The organism is Agarivorans sp. DSG3-1, from assembly GCF_046774965.1.
Taxonomy (GTDB): domain Bacteria; phylum Pseudomonadota; class Gammaproteobacteria; order Enterobacterales; family Celerinatantimonadaceae; genus Agarivorans.
Window position 1 is genome coordinate 4213072 of the sequence record NZ_CP177241.1, and the last position, 16621, is coordinate 4229692.

16 protein-coding genes are annotated in these 16621 nt (G+C 43.1%); 11 read left to right on the plus strand and 5 right to left on the minus strand.

The features are described from left to right. The first annotated feature begins 40 nt into the window (after window positions 1-40). The 3 genes from nrdA to yfaE are packed head-to-tail and all read left to right on the plus strand — an operon-like array spanning window position 41 to window position 3794. Window positions 41-2326 (plus strand): class 1a ribonucleoside-diphosphate reductase subunit alpha, encoded by a 2286-nt coding sequence (nrdA, locus tag ACLD71_RS19545; protein WP_137671417.1) that lies wholly within the window; start codon window positions 41-43, stop codon window positions 2324-2326. Between the two features lie 50 nt (window positions 2327-2376). Continuing rightward, window positions 2377-3507, plus strand: coding sequence for a class Ia ribonucleoside-diphosphate reductase subunit beta (nrdB, locus tag ACLD71_RS19550; protein WP_411991726.1), 1131 nt, complete (start codon window positions 2377-2379; stop codon window positions 3505-3507). Then, on the plus strand, window positions 3507-3794 hold the full coding sequence (gene yfaE / locus ACLD71_RS19555) for a class I ribonucleotide reductase maintenance protein YfaE (protein WP_411991727.1): 288 nt from the start codon (window positions 3507-3509) through the stop codon (window positions 3792-3794). The genes nrdB and yfaE overlap by 1 nt, the downstream gene beginning before the upstream one ends. Before the next feature lie 68 nt (window positions 3795-3862). Here the strand turns inward: yfaE and ACLD71_RS19560 are convergent, their stop codons facing one another. Next, window positions 3863-4360, minus strand: coding sequence for a hypothetical protein (locus ACLD71_RS19560; protein ID WP_406611001.1), 498 nt, complete (start codon window positions 4358-4360; stop codon window positions 3863-3865). Window positions 4361-4703: 343 nt separating this feature from the next. Here ACLD71_RS19560 and ACLD71_RS19565 point away from each other — a divergent pair, with 343 nt between their 5' ends. Continuing rightward, complete coding sequence (locus ACLD71_RS19565) at window positions 4704-5576, plus strand: hypothetical protein (RefSeq protein ID WP_411991728.1); 873 nt, start codon at window positions 4704-4706, stop codon at window positions 5574-5576. A 91-nt stretch (window positions 5577-5667) separates the two neighbouring features. After that, window positions 5668-6018 carry a DUF3802 family protein gene (locus ACLD71_RS19570; RefSeq protein ID WP_137671426.1) on the plus strand — a complete coding sequence of 117 codons (351 nt, stop codon included), beginning with the start codon at window positions 5668-5670 and terminating at the stop codon, window positions 6016-6018. Here ACLD71_RS19570 and ACLD71_RS19575 read toward each other — a convergent pair whose 3' ends face one another. Continuing rightward, window positions 6019-6942: a LysR substrate-binding domain-containing protein gene (locus ACLD71_RS19575; RefSeq protein ID WP_411991729.1), complete on the minus strand. Its 924-nt coding sequence runs from the start codon at window positions 6940-6942 to the stop codon at window positions 6019-6021. It abuts the gene before it with no gap. A gap of 169 nt (window positions 6943-7111) precedes the next feature. Between ACLD71_RS19575 and ACLD71_RS19580 the strand changes: the two genes are divergently transcribed. The 4 genes from ACLD71_RS19580 to ACLD71_RS19595 all read left to right on the plus strand — a co-directional run bounded on the left by ACLD71_RS19580 (window position 7112) and on the right by ACLD71_RS19595 (window position 12011). Continuing rightward, on the plus strand, window positions 7112-8332 hold the full coding sequence (locus ACLD71_RS19580) for a pyridoxal phosphate-dependent aminotransferase (protein ID WP_137671428.1): 1221 nt from the start codon (window positions 7112-7114) through the stop codon (window positions 8330-8332). 130 nt (window positions 8333-8462) lie between these two features. Then, window positions 8463-9764 (plus strand): anti-phage deoxyguanosine triphosphatase, encoded by a 1302-nt coding sequence (locus ACLD71_RS19585; RefSeq protein WP_137671429.1) that lies wholly within the window; start codon window positions 8463-8465, stop codon window positions 9762-9764. A 275-nt stretch (window positions 9765-10039) separates the two neighbouring features. Next, window positions 10040-10489 (plus strand): CBS domain-containing protein, encoded by a 450-nt coding sequence (locus ACLD71_RS19590; RefSeq protein ID WP_137671430.1) that lies wholly within the window; start codon window positions 10040-10042, stop codon window positions 10487-10489. Window positions 10490-11174: 685 nt separating this feature from the next. Continuing rightward, window positions 11175-12011 carry a dienelactone hydrolase family protein gene (locus tag ACLD71_RS19595; protein WP_411991730.1) on the plus strand — a complete coding sequence of 279 codons (837 nt, stop codon included), beginning with the start codon at window positions 11175-11177 and terminating at the stop codon, window positions 12009-12011. Window positions 12012-12059: 48 nt separating this feature from the next. Here ACLD71_RS19595 and ACLD71_RS19600 read toward each other — a convergent pair whose 3' ends face one another. Further along, on the minus strand, window positions 12060-12500 hold the full coding sequence (locus tag ACLD71_RS19600) for a hypothetical protein (protein ID WP_411991731.1): 441 nt from the start codon (window positions 12498-12500) through the stop codon (window positions 12060-12062). 254 nt (window positions 12501-12754) lie between these two features. Between ACLD71_RS19600 and ACLD71_RS19605 the strand changes: the two genes are divergently transcribed. Together ACLD71_RS19605 and ACLD71_RS19610 are read left to right on the plus strand one after the other, a co-directional pair. Beyond that, the gene (locus ACLD71_RS19605) at window positions 12755-12943 is read left to right on the plus strand and encodes a hypothetical protein (protein WP_411991732.1); all 189 of its coding nucleotides are present in this window, start codon (window positions 12755-12757) and stop codon (window positions 12941-12943) included. Between the two features lie 42 nt (window positions 12944-12985). Beyond that, a complete protein-coding gene (locus ACLD71_RS19610) occupies window positions 12986-13573 on the plus strand; it encodes an ACP phosphodiesterase (RefSeq protein ID WP_411991733.1) in 588 nt (195 codons plus the stop codon). 78 nt (window positions 13574-13651) lie between these two features. Here the strand turns inward: ACLD71_RS19610 and aceA are convergent, their stop codons facing one another. Further along, the gene (gene aceA / locus ACLD71_RS19615; RefSeq protein WP_303514213.1) at window positions 13652-14962 is read right to left on the minus strand and encodes an isocitrate lyase; all 1311 of its coding nucleotides are present in this window, start codon (window positions 14960-14962) and stop codon (window positions 13652-13654) included. 942 nt (window positions 14963-15904) lie between these two features. Beyond that, a complete protein-coding gene (gene phoU / locus ACLD71_RS19620) occupies window positions 15905-16609 on the minus strand; it encodes a phosphate signaling complex protein PhoU (protein ID WP_137671435.1) in 705 nt (234 codons plus the stop codon). Between the last annotated feature and the right edge of the window lie 12 nt (window positions 16610-16621).

The window sequence follows — 16621 nt, forward strand, 5'->3', positions numbered from 1 at the left end:
ATAAGCAGCAGCAAAAATTAGGATACAGGGCCTCCCCTTCATGAATAAAGATCTTCTGATAACCAAACGAAGCGGTAAACAAGAAGCGATCAACTTAGATAAGATCCACCGAGTGATTACTTGGGCCGCTAAAGGCCTAAAAAACGTATCGGTATCGCAAGTAGAACTTAAATCTCACATCCAGTTCTACGACGGTATGGCGACCAAAGATATTCATGAAACCATTATTAAATCTGCTGCGGATTTAATCTCTCAAGAAACCCCAGATTATCAATTTTTGGCTGCACGTTTAGCCGTATTCCATCTCCGTAAGAAAGCTTATGGCCAGTTTGAACCACCCGCGCTTTACGACCACGTTGTAAAGCAATGCGAAGCAGGTCGTTACGACATGCATTTGCTAAAAGATTACACACCTGAAGAGTTCGCCCAAATGGACGATTTTATCGACCACTGGCGCGATATGGACTTTTCATACGGAGCGGTTAAGCAGTTAGAAGGCAAGTACCTTGTTCAGAACCGAGTCAGCGGCGAGATTTTTGAAAGCGCACAGTTCTTGTATATTTTGGTGGCGGCGTGTTTATTTGCTCACTACGATAAATCGGTTCGTTTAACCTACATCCGTCGCTTTTATGATGCGACCTCTAAGTTCAAAATCTCTTTGCCAACGCCGATTATGTCGGGTGTTCGCACCCCTACTCGCCAGTTCAGCTCATGTGTGTTAATTGAGTGTGGTGATAGCTTAGAGTCTATTAACGCAACAGCGTCTTCTATTGTTACCTACGTGTCGCAACGTGCAGGTATTGGTATCAACGCTGGTCGCATTCGTGCCCTAGGCAGTGAAATTCGTGGTGGCGAAGCCTTCCACACCGGTTGTATTCCATTCTATAAATACTTCCAAACTGCGGTTAAGTGTTGTTCACAAGGCGGCGTTCGCGGTGGAGCAGCAACCATTTTCTACCCATTCTGGCACTTAGAAGTAGAGTCACTATTAGTACTTAAGAACAACCGTGGTGTAGATGATAACCGGGTTCGCCATATGGATTACGGTGTTCAGTTAAACAAATTGATGTACCAACGTTTGGTAAAAGGCGAAAACATCACCTTGTTCTCGCCAAGTGATACTCCAGGTTTATACGACGCCTTCTTTGAAGACCAAGACAAATTTGAACGTTTGTATGAGCAATACGAACAAGACCCGAGTATTCGTAAAGAACAAATTAAGGCGGTTGATTTATTCTCTTTGTTAATGCAAGAGCGCGCGTCAACAGGTCGGATCTACATTCAAAACGTTGATCACTGTAATACGCATAGCCCATTTGACCCAGCACAAGCTCCGGTACGCCAATCTAACCTGTGTTTAGAAATTGCCTTACCCACTAAGCCGCTGCAGCATGTACATGATGAAAACGGCGAAATTGCCCTTTGTACATTATCGGCCTTTAACCTAGGCGCGATTGAAAACCTAGACGAGCTAGAAGAGTTATCAGACTTAGCGGTACGCGCTTTAGATAGCTTACTCGACTACCAAGATTACCCAATCAAAGCCGCGAAAAAAGGCTCTGACGGTCGCCGTACCTTAGGCATAGGCGTGATTAACTACGCCTATTACTTGGCTAAAAACGGTACTAAATACAGTGACGGCAGCGCTAATAACTTAACTCACCGTACCTTTGAAGCTATTCAGTACTGGCTATTAAAAGCCTCTATGCGTTTGGCTAAAGAGCAAGGTGCTTGTCCAATGTTTAACGAGACAACGTACTCGCAAGGCGTATTGCCTATCGATACTTACAAAAAGTCTCTCGATAAACTCAGTGACGAACCGCTGCATTATGATTGGGAAGAGCTACGCGAAGAAATCACTACGCATGGTTTGCGTAACTCTACCCTGTCGGCATTAATGCCATCGGAGACCTCAAGCCAAATCTCTAACGCGACCAATGGCATTGAACCACCACGAGGCTTTATTAGCGTTAAAGCCAGCAAAGACGGTATTCTTAAGCAAGTAGTGCCAGACTTCGAAAACCTTAAGCAAAATTACGAACTGCTATGGGACATCCCAAATAACGAAGGTTACTTGCAGTTAGTTGGCTTAATGCAGAAGTTTGTCGACCAAAGTATTTCAGCTAATACCAACTACGACCCAACCCGTTATGAAGGCAACCGCGTACCAATGAAAGCGCTGATTGCCGACCTATTAACCGCCTATAAATATGGGGTTAAGACGTTGTATTATCATAACACCCGTGATGGCGCGAGCGACCAACATGACGATATGAAGCCAGAGCCAGAAGACGATGATTGCGCTGGCGGTGCATGTAAGATTTAAGCCAAGTTTACGCGTGTAAGCGCAACAAGAATTTTTAGGAAAAAATGTAGATGAGCTACTCAATTTTTACTCAAAATGCCAACGACGCTACCAAAGAGCCAATGTTCTTTGGTCAGCCGGTAAACGTGGCCCGTTATGACCAACAACGTCATGAGATATTTGAAAAACTAATCGAAAAGCAGCTGTCCTTTTTCTGGCGCCCAGAAGAAGTAGACGTAAGCCGTGACCGGATTGATTACAACAAATTGCCCGCTCACGAGCAGCATATCTTTATTAGTAATCTAAAGTACCAAACGCTGTTAGATAGCATTCAAGGCCGTTCGCCAAACGTAGCATTACTGCCGCTAGTCAGCTTACCTGAGCTAGAAACCTGGATTGAAACATGGGCCTTTAGTGAAACGATTCACTCACGCTCATATACTCACATTATTCGTAACATAATGGGCAACCCTGGTGAAGTGTTTGACGACATTATGGAAAACCAAGAGATCATCAAACGCGCCAACGATATTGCTGGTTACTACGATGATTTAATTCAAGCCACCTCTATTTACCATTTACACGGTGAAGGGCAACACGAAGTGGCTGGTGTGGTTCACAACATTACCGTGCGTGAACTCAAGAAAAAACTCTACTTGTGTTTAATGTCGGTAAACGTGTTAGAAGCAATTCGTTTCTACGTAAGTTTTGCTTGTTCGTTTGCTTTTGCTGAGCGCGAGTTAATGGAAGGTAATGCTAAAATCATCAAACTGATTGCCCGCGATGAAGCACTACACCTTACCGGCACGCAGCACATGATTAACCTAATGCGCGAAGGCAAAGACGACCCTGAAATGGCCGAAATTGCTGCCGAGTGTGAAGTAGATGCATGGCGCATGTTTACCGATGCTGCAGAGCAAGAAAAAGAATGGGCGCAATACCTATTCAAAGACGGCTCGATGATCGGTTTAAACGAAGAAATTTTAAGCCAATACGTTGAATACATTACCAATACACGTATGCAAGCGGTTGGTTTACTACCTTGCTTTGAAGACCGCAGTAATCCCATCCCATGGATTAACTCATGGTTAGTCTCAGACAATGTACAAGTTGCTCCTCAAGAAGCGGAAATCAGTTCTTACCTTGTGGGTCAGATTGATTCAAGCATCGACATTGATGACTTCGAGGATTTCGAACTGTAATGTCTCAGCAAGAAGGTCGCGTTATAGCAGGTGGCATTGAGGTGGTCGTAGATGGCCACCACAAGAGCATTCTCGAAGCCTATGAACAAGCGGGTTTTACCCCAGAGTTTCATTGTCGCGAGGGCGTATGTGGCGCCTGCAGAACCACCCTAGTAAAAGGCGAAGTGGAATATAGCCACACGCCTTTAGCTAACATTCCTAAAGGGCAAATTCTTAGCTGTTGCAGCAAGCCCAAAGGCACTGTTGAGCTGGCCGAACAACCTCCGTTCAAGCGCCAAATTGCCTAACACCTTTTTACTAAACCATTAGTGCTAATTCTGCAGCCACTCATCTTAAGGCCGCTAGCCACACATGGCTAATCGTCAAACCGTACCGTTAAAACGAGAATCAACACAAACACAACAAAAAGATAAAACGGATACAGAGGACTTATCGGCGTAAAATAATATTCTTTGACTAAGGATTTATTTAGTAACTCTTTACCATCAAAAAGAATATTAACAACAAATTTGTTACTTCGAGAGCTATATTGAATCGGTATATATTCAATACATATCGGCGAATCAATGTGCTCTCTAAAGTCAGGGATATATGGCAGTATAAAAGGACGGTCAACATTAAATTGAAATCTACCTTCATCGTTATCAACAATCAGATACCAAGCTGAGAATGTTTTCCCAGAACCAGTATAAAAATATGACTCCACCGTTCCACAAATTTCACTAGTATTCTCAAACGAATCATCACTTCTAAAAAAACCATTATACTCCGGTAGCATTCCCACAATAAGCATACAAACCAGTACCAAAAGAGTCTTTCTCTGCCAACTTTTATGAGGCAATTCCAAACGCATAATAAATCCAATAGCTATAAGCTGCTTTAGACAAGAGATTTTAAATGGAATGCTATACTAGAGCACCGAACAAAGCGTTCAATAACCCAATTGAGTGAAACTCCACTTTATTGATAAGTAACTAAGATTCAGGCTGTTTTCAAAATCCGTCAGTAAATGCGTTTGCATTCCCCCAAGTATGACTAATTGTCCGAGGTGTACTCAAACAAACATTATCGCTTTCGTTAATACTTGCCCCTGCGGTCCGCTTTTGGTGGACTATACTTTCAATAATCTCTTTAGTTTTTCGGCAAATAACAGATAACTTAACTATCTGTGTTTTTCTTTGTCTTGCGAGGCCAACATGATCATTCGGCGTCAACCCTTAATAGCAATTAGTAGCAGCTTGTTGCTGCTTACCGCTGTGTTGATTGGCTGGAAGGTATTGAATCCGCCTGCGATTGGTGAAAACGCGATATGTCGCGCAGCTATCGCGACTCATTTTATGCAGCGACAATTAGGTCAAGTTCAGGCCCTGCCCGATTACCCTCATCAATATGTTAGTGCTAGCCATGTGGGTGATATTCCTAAATCAATTGATTGCCAAATCAGTGGTCAGCTAATCAGTATTAGCCAACAAAGCCAAGCGATAGCCAACCTTTATGTTGAACAAAAGCGCAACCAAATCGCCATTATTGTGCCACGGCAAGCGGCGCCTAACCGAGTCAGGTTATTCACCCGCGAGCAACTTACCTTCCCTAAAGTGCGTTTATCGAAACACGATTTAGCCACTGGCATTCATGAGATGTATGGCGAGGGATTTGATACCAACCAAGTGATTCAGCAAACCGTTGCCTTGGTTAAAGCTAACCACATTTGTGGTCAGTTAGAACGACAACAAAATTTAAAACTGTCACCCGTGCCAATAAGCGATAGCTATATGAAGCAAGCGCATAAACTCACTCCCTACCTCATTAACATGGTACAGCGTTCGCCACTCAATGTTGAGGAAATACAAAGAACTAAGCAGCAAATCGCCCAGTTAGAAAGCGGTTTTCAAGAGAATACCAAGAGCTTGGTAAATTGGCTTCAGCAAACCCAAAGTAACACACCAATCGATAAGCGATTATTGGAGTATCATTTGCGTGATTTGAAGCGCGCTAATCCAAGGCTCTACCTACCTAGCTCCTGTAACCAAGCTTATATTCACTCAGCTGAGCTCACTCAAACCCTATAACTGTGAACAAATGTGTCTCAGCGCATGTTGTTTTCGCGCTTATTCGTTATACACTACCCCTACTAAGTGACTAAGAGAGGAAGATGACACAATGGTAACTGATAGCGAAGGTTACATTCAGCTAATTGGCTTTTTAACAGATAACCTGGCCTTATTTGAACACACTCAAGCCCAGAAAAATCCGTTAACCATTTGCGATTATGTATCTGAACAGTTATCCGAAAGTGTTATGTTGGTCTGTCGCCAACATGAGCATCTTGAGAGCGAACACCGTTTCATTGTTATTCGGGAAATTGACGCCATCGTAAATGACTTAGAGCAGGTATTGTCTGGAGTGTGGATGTCTAGCCCTACTCAGCAGCAACAGCAGTTCATTGATGAATTTGTTGGACTAATTAAGAATATGTTCGACAACCAACTGATTGCCGTCGATCCTATTTAGTTAGTTGCTACCAAAAGTTTTAATGCCCTGTAAGTGGCTAAAACAATGCTCCCTCGCAATATCTAAAAAGGCTTCAATGTAGGCGCTGTCTTGATGACTCTCATGGCGCGCCGCATACAAGTTCTGCCACAAATGCCCGTCACCCAATTCGCGCGTAACGATATAACCTTTGTTTACATACTCGGTTAAAGCCCAATTTGGTAATACCGCTACTCCGCGACCACTGGCCACTAACTGCATCATCATTATGGTCATATCAACTTTGCGCACAGCTAACGGTTCTACGCCTGCGGGATCGAGAAACAGATTAAATAAATCTAAGCGGTGGGTATCAACCGGGTAAGAAATAAGCACTTGATTGGCAAAATCCTCGGGCTCAATCACGGCTTTCTTTGCCAGTGGGTGATTTGGGCTTAACGCTAAGGTAGGTTGGTATGAAAATAAAGGCTGAAACACAATGCCCTCACAAGGCTGGGGATCAGAGGTTATCACCAAATCAAGCTGGCCTTGGGCAAGTTCAGGCAAGGGTTCAAAACTAAAACCACTGCTAAAATCTAATTCGACATCAGGCCAAAGGCCGCGGTAATTATCAATAGCTGGCATTAACCAATTAAAACAGCTGTGGCACTCAATGGCTAAATGTAGTCGCCCGGCTTGTCCGCCCACCAACCTAGCAAGCTCTCGCTCGGTATGCTGAACTTGCTCTAGTACATTGTCGGCCAGTTCCAACACACGTAATCCCGCCATGGTGAATCGTATCGGCTTGGTTTTACGCACAAACAACTTTGCCCCAATGCGTGATTCTAACTCTTTTAACTGATGAGAAAGCGCCGATTGAGTTAAACATAAGCGCTGAGCAGCGACCACTAACGAGCCGGTTTCTCTAAGCGCTTGTAAGGTTTTTAAGTGTTTGAGTTCTAACATAGTCTCGCAATGGTTTGAGGTTTTGCACGGCCAGTTTATCACCAACTATTGGTGGTTCAGCCCTTTACTAATAAAAAATCCTGAAAAAGCTCAAATACCTTCGGCAAACACTTGCATGCAACCAAAAAAAGTAAGTTAATACGTCTATTCTAAAGGGACAGAAATAATCATGTATCAAATAGAGAAGTCACATAAGCTAGATAACGTATGCTACGACATTCGTGGTCCAGTATTAAAACAAGCTAAACGCCTCGAAGAAGATGGCCACCGAGTAATCAAATTAAATATTGGCAATACTGCCGAATTTAACTTTGAAGCCCCGGAAGAAATTCTAGTAGACGTAATTCATAACCTACCTACTGCCCAAGGTTACTGTGACTCCAAAGGTTTGTTCTCTGCCCGTAAAGCGGTGATGCATCATTATCAGTTACAAGGTTTACGCACCACCACCTTAGAGGACATTTATCTCGGGAACGGGGTAAGCGAACTTATCGTTATGGCCATGCAAGCGCTATTAAATAATGGCGATGAAATGCTAGTGCCCTCACCCGACTATCCATTATGGACAGCAGCGGTAACACTCTCTGGTGGTAACCCGGTTCATTATGAATGCGATGAAGAAGCCGGCTGGTTCCCAGATATCGAAGATATTCGCAGTAAAATCACACCGCGTACTAAAGGCTTAGTGGTTATTAACCCTAATAACCCAACCGGTGCGGTATACAGCAAAGAATTACTGCTTGAATTGGTAGAGCTTGCCCGCCAACACAACCTTATTTTGTTTGCTGACGAAATCTACTCAAAAGTGATTTACGATGAAGCACTGCACGTGCCTCTATCCACCTTGTCAGACGATGTATTAACGCTCACCTTTAACGGTTTATCTAAAGCTTATCGCGTATGTGGTTTCCGCTCTGGTTGGTTGTTAGTAAGCGGGCCGAAACATCGTGCTAAAGATTATATAGACGGATTAGATATGCTGGCGTCTATGCGCCTTTGTGCCAATGTACCGGTACAACATGCCATTCAAACCGCCCTAGGTGGCTACCAAAGTATTAACGAGCTTATTGTCCCAGGTGGTCGATTATACGAACAGCGAAACCTAGCTTGGGAATTATTAAATGATATCCCAGGGGTAAGCTGCGTTAAACCACAAGGGGCTATGTACTTGTTCCCTAAACTGGACGTTAAGAAGTTCAATATTAAAGACGACCAGCAGTTTGCATTAGATTTATTGCAACAAGAGAAGATTTTAGTGGTACAAGGCACCGGCTTTAACTGGAGCAAACCCGATCACTTCCGCATTGTATTTCTTCCTCGAGAAGAAGAGCTACGAGAAGCTATTGGCCGTATCGCTACCTTCCTTGATGGTTATCGCCAAGCGGACTAAACCAAGTAAAGTGAATTAGAGGGCGCTAACTGCGCCCTTTTTTATTGCTTTTTGCCTTAGCATAAGGTCATGTTATTTTTAGAAAATGTGTTGTACTGTAAACAACATCATTTTTTAAAGAGCCACTTGAATGAATGCACTGAGTGAACAAGCCGGTACAGCACGCTACGCAGAAGATCAAAGCCAACGTCGTAACGACCACCGTAACTCTTGGCAACGGGATCGCGCCCGCATCCTCCACTCAGCCGCTTTTCGTCGTTTGCAAAATAAAACTCAGGTGCTGAGCATTGGTAATAACGACTTTTACCGCACGCGCCTCACTCACTCTCTCGAGGTTGCTCAAATTGGCACCGGCATTGTTGGCCACTTACACACCGTTAAGCATGCTCAAAACCATTGTCTTCCAGAGCTAAACTTAATAGAAAGCTTGTGCTTGGCTCATGATATTGGCCACCCTCCTTTCGGACATGGCGGAGAGGTAGCGCTTAACTATATGATGCGCGACGATGGCGGCTTTGAAGGCAACGCGCAAACCTTTCGCATTCTTACCAAGCTAGAACCCTACACCAAAAATAACGGGATGAACCTCACTCGCCGAACTTTGCTAGGCATAATGAAGTACCCCTGTTTGCTCAGTCAGCTCCAACGCCAGCCCTTGCCACCTGTAGCTAAAAGCTTTCGCCAGCTCAAGGTTGCAGATTGGGCGCCAGCTAAAGGTGTTTACGATGACGACAAACATTTATACGACTGGGTATTAGCCAGCGTATCAGAACAAGACCGAGAACAGTTTGTTCACTCCAGAAACATGGGCGAGCAACAACACCGTAAATCAAGCTTTAAGTCTCTAGACTGTTCAATTATGGAGTTAGCCGATGACATTGCTTATGGGGTGCATGACTTAGAAGATGCCATTGTAATGGGCATTGTGAATCGCCATGATTGGCAAGAACAAGTGGCCTCTGCCATCGCCGATATTAAACAATGCTGGTTAGCGGATGAAATAGGCCCTCTATCGGTCAAACTGTTTAGTCGTCACCATTACGACCAAAAAGACGCCATAGGGAGTTTAGTTAACGCCTTTATCACCTCTATTAGTTTGCAAGAGCAACAGCGCTTTGGCGAGCCCTTATTAGATTTACAAGCCAGAATGGACCCACCAATGGCGCAAGCGCTAGAAGTACTCAAGCGCTTTGTATTGCATTATGTTATTCAAACACCAGAAATTGAAATGGTGCGCTTTAAAGGCCAGCAAGTAGTAATGGAGTTATTCCAAGCATTCGCTAGTGACCCAATGCGCCTCTTACCCCTTAATACCCGTAGGCGCTGGCAGCAAGCCGGAGAAGACGGAGATAGCCAAGCGCGTGTTATTGCCGACTACATAGCCGGCATGACTGATGATTACGCAAACCGACTGTTCCAAACCTTGTTTTAAATCGTGAGCCAGCTTGTTAACCCACCATTAAAACCACCCTTAGCGTACTACCTCACTAAGGGTGTAAACCTCAAACACAGCAAAGTTTTTGACGTATTTTGCAGCAGAACATTACCCATTTTGCAAAGTATTCAATTGTATTTTTAGCGCTTTTTCTAGCGATACGACAAGTCTTAACCAGCGCCCCAAAAAGCGTTAAATTCGTTGATTTTTATCAAGTCGCTTTCCCCCTAAACCACTAGATTTAAGAGAGATAAACAACAAGAGGTATCGTTATGATTAAAATTGCAGACATCATGACAACTAACCCCCATACCGCCTCAGAGCAAACTACGCTAGAGCAAGCGATTAGCCTGTGCAATGAACATAAGATCCGCCACATTCCCATCGTCGATAATCAGCAAAACCTCATTGGCCTAGTGAGCGAGCGCACTTTGTTAGCGGCACAAGAGTCTTCACTTAGTAACACAAGCAAAGAACAGCGCACCGCTCACGAACAACAAATTATGCTTTGCCATATTATGGTGACCAAGTTACATACTGTAGATCCAGAGGCTGGTGTAGGAGAAGCAGCAAGGCATATAGAACGTTATCGAATTGGATGCTTACCCGTGGTAGACGGTAAAAAGCTGATAGGTATTATTACCGATACTGATTTTGTTGGTGTGGCAATTTCTTTGTTAGAAATGTTAGCAGAACAAGAGCCTTTACACTCAGACCCTTAGGTAATATTACAACAATATTACAAATTTTAGTGACGCACCACTAACTAATACACGAACATAAATTAAATTTTAGTAAAAAAATTACAAATAGAGGTTGTTTTGTGAGCTGCGTCACGATAAGATTGCACCATAAATTGTTTGGCGCTTTCATCCTATGGCGCTGTATTCAGCCGATACTGAATTTGTCGATTTATGGGGCCGCTAATCGCCCCTGCTATTGTGCTCTTAGCGATAGCACGTATTAGTCATTCCTTATGTTTTTTTGTCCAGCCTTGAGCTGGATTTTTTTTGTCTACAATTCTTCCCACAGTCAATTTCACTTCACTTTTTTAACTAAAGCCAAACTAAGCCGACAGCAGCAGTGGTAAGCTATCGCTGTTTATTAGGGTCTTTTGATCTTTGCTGATGGTTTTTGCAGCTATTTATTAGCCATTTAGGCAAGGCAGTGAGTGTGCAGTTAAGTAGGCTTAACAATCACTCGCTAACGCTGAATAAATGGCTAAGAAATGCTGCCCGAAGGGTTCGGATAAGCGAACTTTACTCTTTGTTAAGCACTTTTTGCTTAGCCCACTAGGCTTCTAAGTGCTCGCCGCGATTAAAGCCCGCTTATCTCGAACAAAATTTCAACACCAAAGATCAATAGACCCTAGTCTCACCAGTCAAGCTTATTAAGGATTTTAAAGCTATGATGCTTCGCTTCGCCCCGCTATTACTCACCTTATTAGCAACTAGCGCTCAAGCTTTCGAACAGGGAGAAACCATAAACATACCAATGACCGAGCAAGGTCTACTGTGGGATAAGCAAATACAGTTAGAAGCAACCTTATATAAACCCGCAGGCGAAGGCCCTTTCCCATTAGTCATCTTTAATCATGGCTCTACAGGACCCGGCGTCGTGGCCGACACGCTAACCATTAAGCCATGGGGATTTGGCGCTTACTTAAACAAGCACAACATTGCTTTGCTAATACCAATGCGACGAGGCAGAGGTGCATCACAAGGCAGTTATAATGAATCTTACAATTGCAGTGTAAATAGCGTTGAATCCGGTATTAACTACGCGTTGCAAAGCTTAGATGCCACCATGCAATACCTGCAGCAACAAACTTGGCTAGATCAAGAAAAGATTGTTATTAGTGGTCATTCCCGAGGAGGCTTGTTGTCGGTAGTTTACGCTGCGAAACACCCTCAGAAGTTTAAAGGCGTAGTTAATTTTTCCGGCGGTTGGATGGGTGGCCAATGCCAAATCAAAACCCCACTTGCCAGCAACCAAGGCCTATTTAGCAAGGCTGCGAACAACAACCCTTTGCCACACCTATTTATGTATGGCCGAAACGATCCTTATTACTCAGATAGTGAAATTGAAAGCTACGCTCAAGCTTTTAAGGAAGCCGGCGGACAGATAGATTTTCAGTTTTATTATCTAGGCTCATCAGCAAACGGCCACGCGCTTTTTTATGAACATAGTGATTTCTGGATTGAAGGTTTTAAGCAGTACATGCAACAACTGGATTTAATGTAAAAGACTTGGGTGTCCTTTATTTTTTCTTTCCTAAAGAAGTCTCCAAGTTTATTTGACCGTTACAGTTCCCAATAAGCTTAACCGGCAATTGATGGCATAGACTTCTGAGCTGGTGAAGTTATCTTCATTATCTAGCTTGGTATACATGTTAAATAAAAGCGCCTCACCGTTTACTGAACTTATCCATATGTATGTGAATTTATTGAGCCACAACTTATAATGTTGTGTGTTACCTTTTTTTCCAATTTTAGATAAAGGCGACCTGTATTTCTTAAGACACGAGTAAAAATCGGCAAGCGTTCCAGAGGATACGGTTCTATTACCTTTATCGGAAACTAGTCGATAGCTAGTATTTGGTGAAAAAGTCGCAATATGGCTCTCTAGTTTTTTTTCGTCTGAGAGATGACTAAAGAACATGATATATGCCCAAAAAATTAAGCCTGTTACTAGAATTACTACTCTTAGGCTAGCTCGTACTGATTTAATCATTTATCCAAACCTTTCCCGTACCCGCCTTGTAATATAAACCACCGCCTGGAAGAAGGGAGTTTACACCTTTATCCCAAGTAAAAGAGGTTTGTGTTCCCTAGATATTCCCCCCATCAGCTCTAATAAGTGGTAATAAATGTAATAAATGGGGTCAGAGTCACTTTAATCTAGCTAACACGCTTTCGCCACCCTTTACGCCTACCGCGAGAGCCCTCGGTTACCCGCAAGCCCGAGGTGGTCATAGTGGAGCTGGCTTGCTGGTAGCCCTCGCCATAGTGGTAGGTTTTGTTGTGGGTTTCTGTGTTGCTCAGCGCATCTGTATCGGTAGTGAGCAGTTTTACTCATTAGGCTCATCATCAAACGGCCACGCGTTATTTTATGAACATAGTGATTTCTGGATTGAAGGTTTTAAGCAATACATGCAACAACTGGATTTAATGTAGCTAAAGCTGCATAAGTGCCGCTGCCTAATATATGCTTAGTGAATGAATTATTTAGCGCACTTTCAGATTGCTCAGCATACTAACACGTCTATTGTGGGCGCTTTTCTGGGCGACTTTGTAAAAGGACAAAACTGGCAGAGTTACCAAAGCGAGGTACAACTCGGCGTAAAGCTACACCGTAAAATAGATAGCTTTACCGATCAGCAAGTCAATCAACTGGATTTAGCTCAATGTTTTCAAGCCAGTTTAAGGCGCTACTCTGGTATAGCCCTAGACGTGTATTTCGACTATTTGCTGAGTTTGCACTGGCAACAATTTTCTACCAACTCGCGTTCTGAGTTTATAAGCCTGTGTTATCAAGAACTCCAGCATTTCCCACTAACAGACAAAGCCAAACATACCGCCAGCCATATGCGTGAATATGATTGGTTGGAACAATACCAGCATCAAGACAGTGTTGCTGGCACCTTACGCGCTATTAGTCGGCGACTGCGCCGCCCGGCAAAGCTAGAGCTGCTTTACGAGGATATTCTTTGTCACACTGCAGAACTTGATGCAGCATTTTTAGCGCTTTACCCCAAGGTACTTCTACACGCTCAAGAATTTGTGAGCAACTATCAGACTAATTAAATCGAAAAAGAGCAGTCCTTAGGCTGCTCAAATAGGTGTTACATAGCGTTTTTATTATTAGTGTCTAAGTAGTAAACCTTAGCTAAATTGCTCTTCTTCGGTAGAACCCGTTAACGCGGTTACTGAAGATTGGCCACCTTGAATAACATTAGTCACTTGATCAAAGTAACCGGTGCCCACTTCTTGTTGATGCGCTACAAAGGTGTAACCACGATCTGCAGCCTGGAATTCTTTCTCTTGCACCATATTTACGTAGTGCTTCATGCCTTCGCCCTGCGCGTAGTTATGCGCTAAGTCGAACATGTTGTACCACATGTTATGAATACCGGCTAAAGTAATGAACTGGTATTTATAGCCCATGTCGCTAAGCTCTTGTTGGAACTTCGCAATGGTTTCATCATCCAAATTCTTGCGCCAGTTGAATGATGGAGAACAGTTGTAAGCCAACAGTTGGTCAGGGTGTTTAGCATGAATAGCTTCAGCGAATTTACGCGCTTCTTCTAAACACGGCGTCGCTGTTTCACACCAAATCAAATCTGCGTACTCGGCATAAGCTAAGCCACGACTAATCGCTTGATCGATACCCGCGTTTACTTTGTAGAAGCCTTCTGCTGTGCGTTCACCTTGCACAAATTCAGCGTCATAAGGGTCAACGTCTGAAGTCAATAGGTCAGCAGCATTGGCATCAGTACGGGCAATAACCAGTGTTGGTACACCTGCTACATCAGCTGCAAATCGTGCAGCGACTAGCTTCTGAACCGCTTCTTGGGTTGGAACCAATACTTTACCGCCCATGTGACCACATTTTTTCACTGACGCTAATTGATCTTCAAAGTGAACACCTGCCGCACCTGCTTTGATCATATTTTTCATCAGTTCAAAGGCATTTAGTACGCCGCCAAAACCTGCTTCAGCGTCTGCCACAATCGGCAAGAAGTAATCTAAGCCACCGTTCGCTGGCGATAGGCCGTTTGCCCACTGAATTTGGTCAGCGCGTTGGAAAGAGTTATTAATGCGCTCAACCACTTTTGGCACAGAATCAACTGGGTACAAGGATTGGTCTGGGTACATGCTTGATGCAGAATTGTTATCGGCAGCAACCTGCCAACCAGATAGGTAAATGGCTTCAATGCCCGCTTTAGCTTGCTGAACGGCTTGGCCACCGGTTAGCGCACCTAAACAGTTAACATAGCCTTTTTTGGCTTGGCCATTGACGAGAGACCATAATTTTTCTGCGCCGCGACGCGCGACTGTATTTTCTGGAATGAATGAACCGCGCAATTTAACAACTTCTTCCGCGCTATAAGGGCGCTTAACCCCTTTCCAACGAGGATTCTCTGCCCAGTCTTTTTCTAATGCTTGAATTTGCTGTTCTCTTGTTAATGTCATGTTCAATCCCTCTTAGACCCTATTCCTAGATACAATTTATTTGTACCGCATATTCACGTAGTTCTTTCTATACCCGCTATAACTGCGGATTATTTTAGTACACACCAAGCCAACAGGGCTTGGAAAATTTAACTCAGTACTTTTACCTTTTTTTTGGTTTTATCTAAAAGTACTGAGCCAATGTGTGAGGCGCCATGGTCAGCATTATTATTGCTATTGGCTGTGGTTACTGCCTCACTGTAGCTGGGTTAAATAGGCCTCAGCCTGTTTAACATGGTCGGCTAATGCGTTCAGTGTTTACCTATTGCTTATATGTCAAATGAATCACCCGTAAATTACGACCCAAAATGTAATAATCACGTAGGTGTAACTCAAGTTACGATAAGCAACAGCCTCAATGTTAAACACTAAAACTAAAGTCTCACCAGCAGATAAATTTAAAACAACCGTTTCAAAATCACCTCAAGACCCTGTTTTTTATATCATCGCAAAAAACAAAAGCAAAGCTTTATTTAAAGTAATAACTCTAAATGGGCAACATTTCAGCAACATCTCCGTTACTACAAAAGTCTAAAAAAGGAAGTTAATTACGTAACTAAATAACCTAATGACGTTATCGTAACGACTAGCGGTAGAACCAATTAACCCTTACGTAAACGTAAAGGTTAATTGAAATAAATGAAAAGAAACAAGAGAAGGCGATATTATCGATTAAAAATAGTAACTTAAGGAAAAATTAAAACAGCAGTTTAAATCTTATTTTGCAGTTTTCACTGAGAGGTTGATCGTTGACTCGACCGAAGCTAAAAGTGAGTCGTTATAAAACAAAACTCTAATCTCTGACTGTTCAGACCAGAAAAACAAAAATTTTTTTGAAAAAAATATTCGGAAAAATAAAAAAGCCGACAATATGCCGGCTTTTAACTGGGAAATACCGATTAACTACAGCAGTTTTTCTACTTCATCACCAGCTAAATGGCGAATATCCTTACCTCTTACGAAGTAGATAATGTACTCAGCAATGTTTTGGCAGCGGTCGCCAACACGCTCGATCGCTCTCGCAGCAGCTAAAGCATCTAGTACTTGGGGAATAGAACGCGGATCTTCCATCATGTAAGTCATTAACTCACGAATCAAACGTTCGTATTCTTTATCTACTTTCTTATCTTCTTGGTGTACTTGCCACGCAGTTTCTACATCCATACGTGCAAACCCATCTAACACGTCGTGCAGCATTTTTGCCGTATGTTGGCCTAAATGCTCCAAACTGGTTAACGATGCTTTAAAAGGTTTGTCCATATTGCGCTCAACCATACGTGCAATGCTTTCTGCAGCATCACCAATACGTTCTAAATCCGCAATGGTTTTAATAATGGCCATGACTATACGTAAGTCACTTGCTGCTGGCTGGCGCTTCGCAATAATGCGCGTACACTCTTCGTCTATCGCCACTTCAAAAGAGTTAACTTTGCTATCGGTGGTGATAACTTTATTCACCAATTCAGCATCGGGCCGGCTTAACAAGCTAAGTGCGTCTTTTAGTTGCTGTTCAACTAATCCACCCATCGCCATAATCTGATTACGCACATGATCCAGTTCAGCATTAAACTGACCAGATATGTGTTTATTCATATTTAACTTATCCATATCTCTTCCTCA

What these genes read in the sequence shown, in the direction of transcription:
- nrdA (WP_137671417.1), top strand. Translation starts at nt 41, where the DNA reads ATGAATAAAGATCTTCTGATAACCAAACGAAGCGGTAAACAAGAAGCG.
- nrdB (WP_411991726.1), top strand. Translation starts at nt 2,377, where the DNA reads ATGAGCTACTCAATTTTTACTCAAAATGCCAACGACGCTACCAAAGAG.
- yfaE (WP_411991727.1), top strand. Translation starts at nt 3,507, where the DNA reads ATGTCTCAGCAAGAAGGTCGCGTTATAGCAGGTGGCATTGAGGTGGTC.
- ACLD71_RS19560 (WP_406611001.1), bottom strand. Translation starts at nt 4,360, where the DNA reads ATGCGTTTGGAATTGCCTCATAAAAGTTGGCAGAGAAAGACTCTTTTG.
- ACLD71_RS19565 (WP_411991728.1), top strand. Translation starts at nt 4,704, where the DNA reads ATGATCATTCGGCGTCAACCCTTAATAGCAATTAGTAGCAGCTTGTTG.
- ACLD71_RS19570 (WP_137671426.1), top strand. Translation starts at nt 5,668, where the DNA reads ATGGTAACTGATAGCGAAGGTTACATTCAGCTAATTGGCTTTTTAACA.
- ACLD71_RS19575 (WP_411991729.1), bottom strand. Translation starts at nt 6,942, where the DNA reads ATGTTAGAACTCAAACACTTAAAAACCTTACAAGCGCTTAGAGAAACC.
- ACLD71_RS19580 (WP_137671428.1), top strand. Translation starts at nt 7,112, where the DNA reads ATGTATCAAATAGAGAAGTCACATAAGCTAGATAACGTATGCTACGAC.
- ACLD71_RS19585 (WP_137671429.1), top strand. Translation starts at nt 8,463, where the DNA reads ATGAATGCACTGAGTGAACAAGCCGGTACAGCACGCTACGCAGAAGAT.
- ACLD71_RS19590 (WP_137671430.1), top strand. Translation starts at nt 10,040, where the DNA reads ATGATTAAAATTGCAGACATCATGACAACTAACCCCCATACCGCCTCA.
- ACLD71_RS19595 (WP_411991730.1), top strand. Translation starts at nt 11,175, where the DNA reads ATGATGCTTCGCTTCGCCCCGCTATTACTCACCTTATTAGCAACTAGC.
- ACLD71_RS19600 (WP_411991731.1), bottom strand. Translation starts at nt 12,500, where the DNA reads ATGATTAAATCAGTACGAGCTAGCCTAAGAGTAGTAATTCTAGTAACA.
- ACLD71_RS19610 (WP_411991733.1), top strand. Translation starts at nt 12,986, where the DNA reads ATGAATTATTTAGCGCACTTTCAGATTGCTCAGCATACTAACACGTCT.
- aceA (WP_303514213.1), bottom strand. Translation starts at nt 14,962, where the DNA reads ATGACATTAACAAGAGAACAGCAAATTCAAGCATTAGAAAAAGACTGG.
- phoU (WP_137671435.1), bottom strand. Translation starts at nt 16,609, where the DNA reads ATGGATAAGTTAAATATGAATAAACACATATCTGGTCAGTTTAATGCT.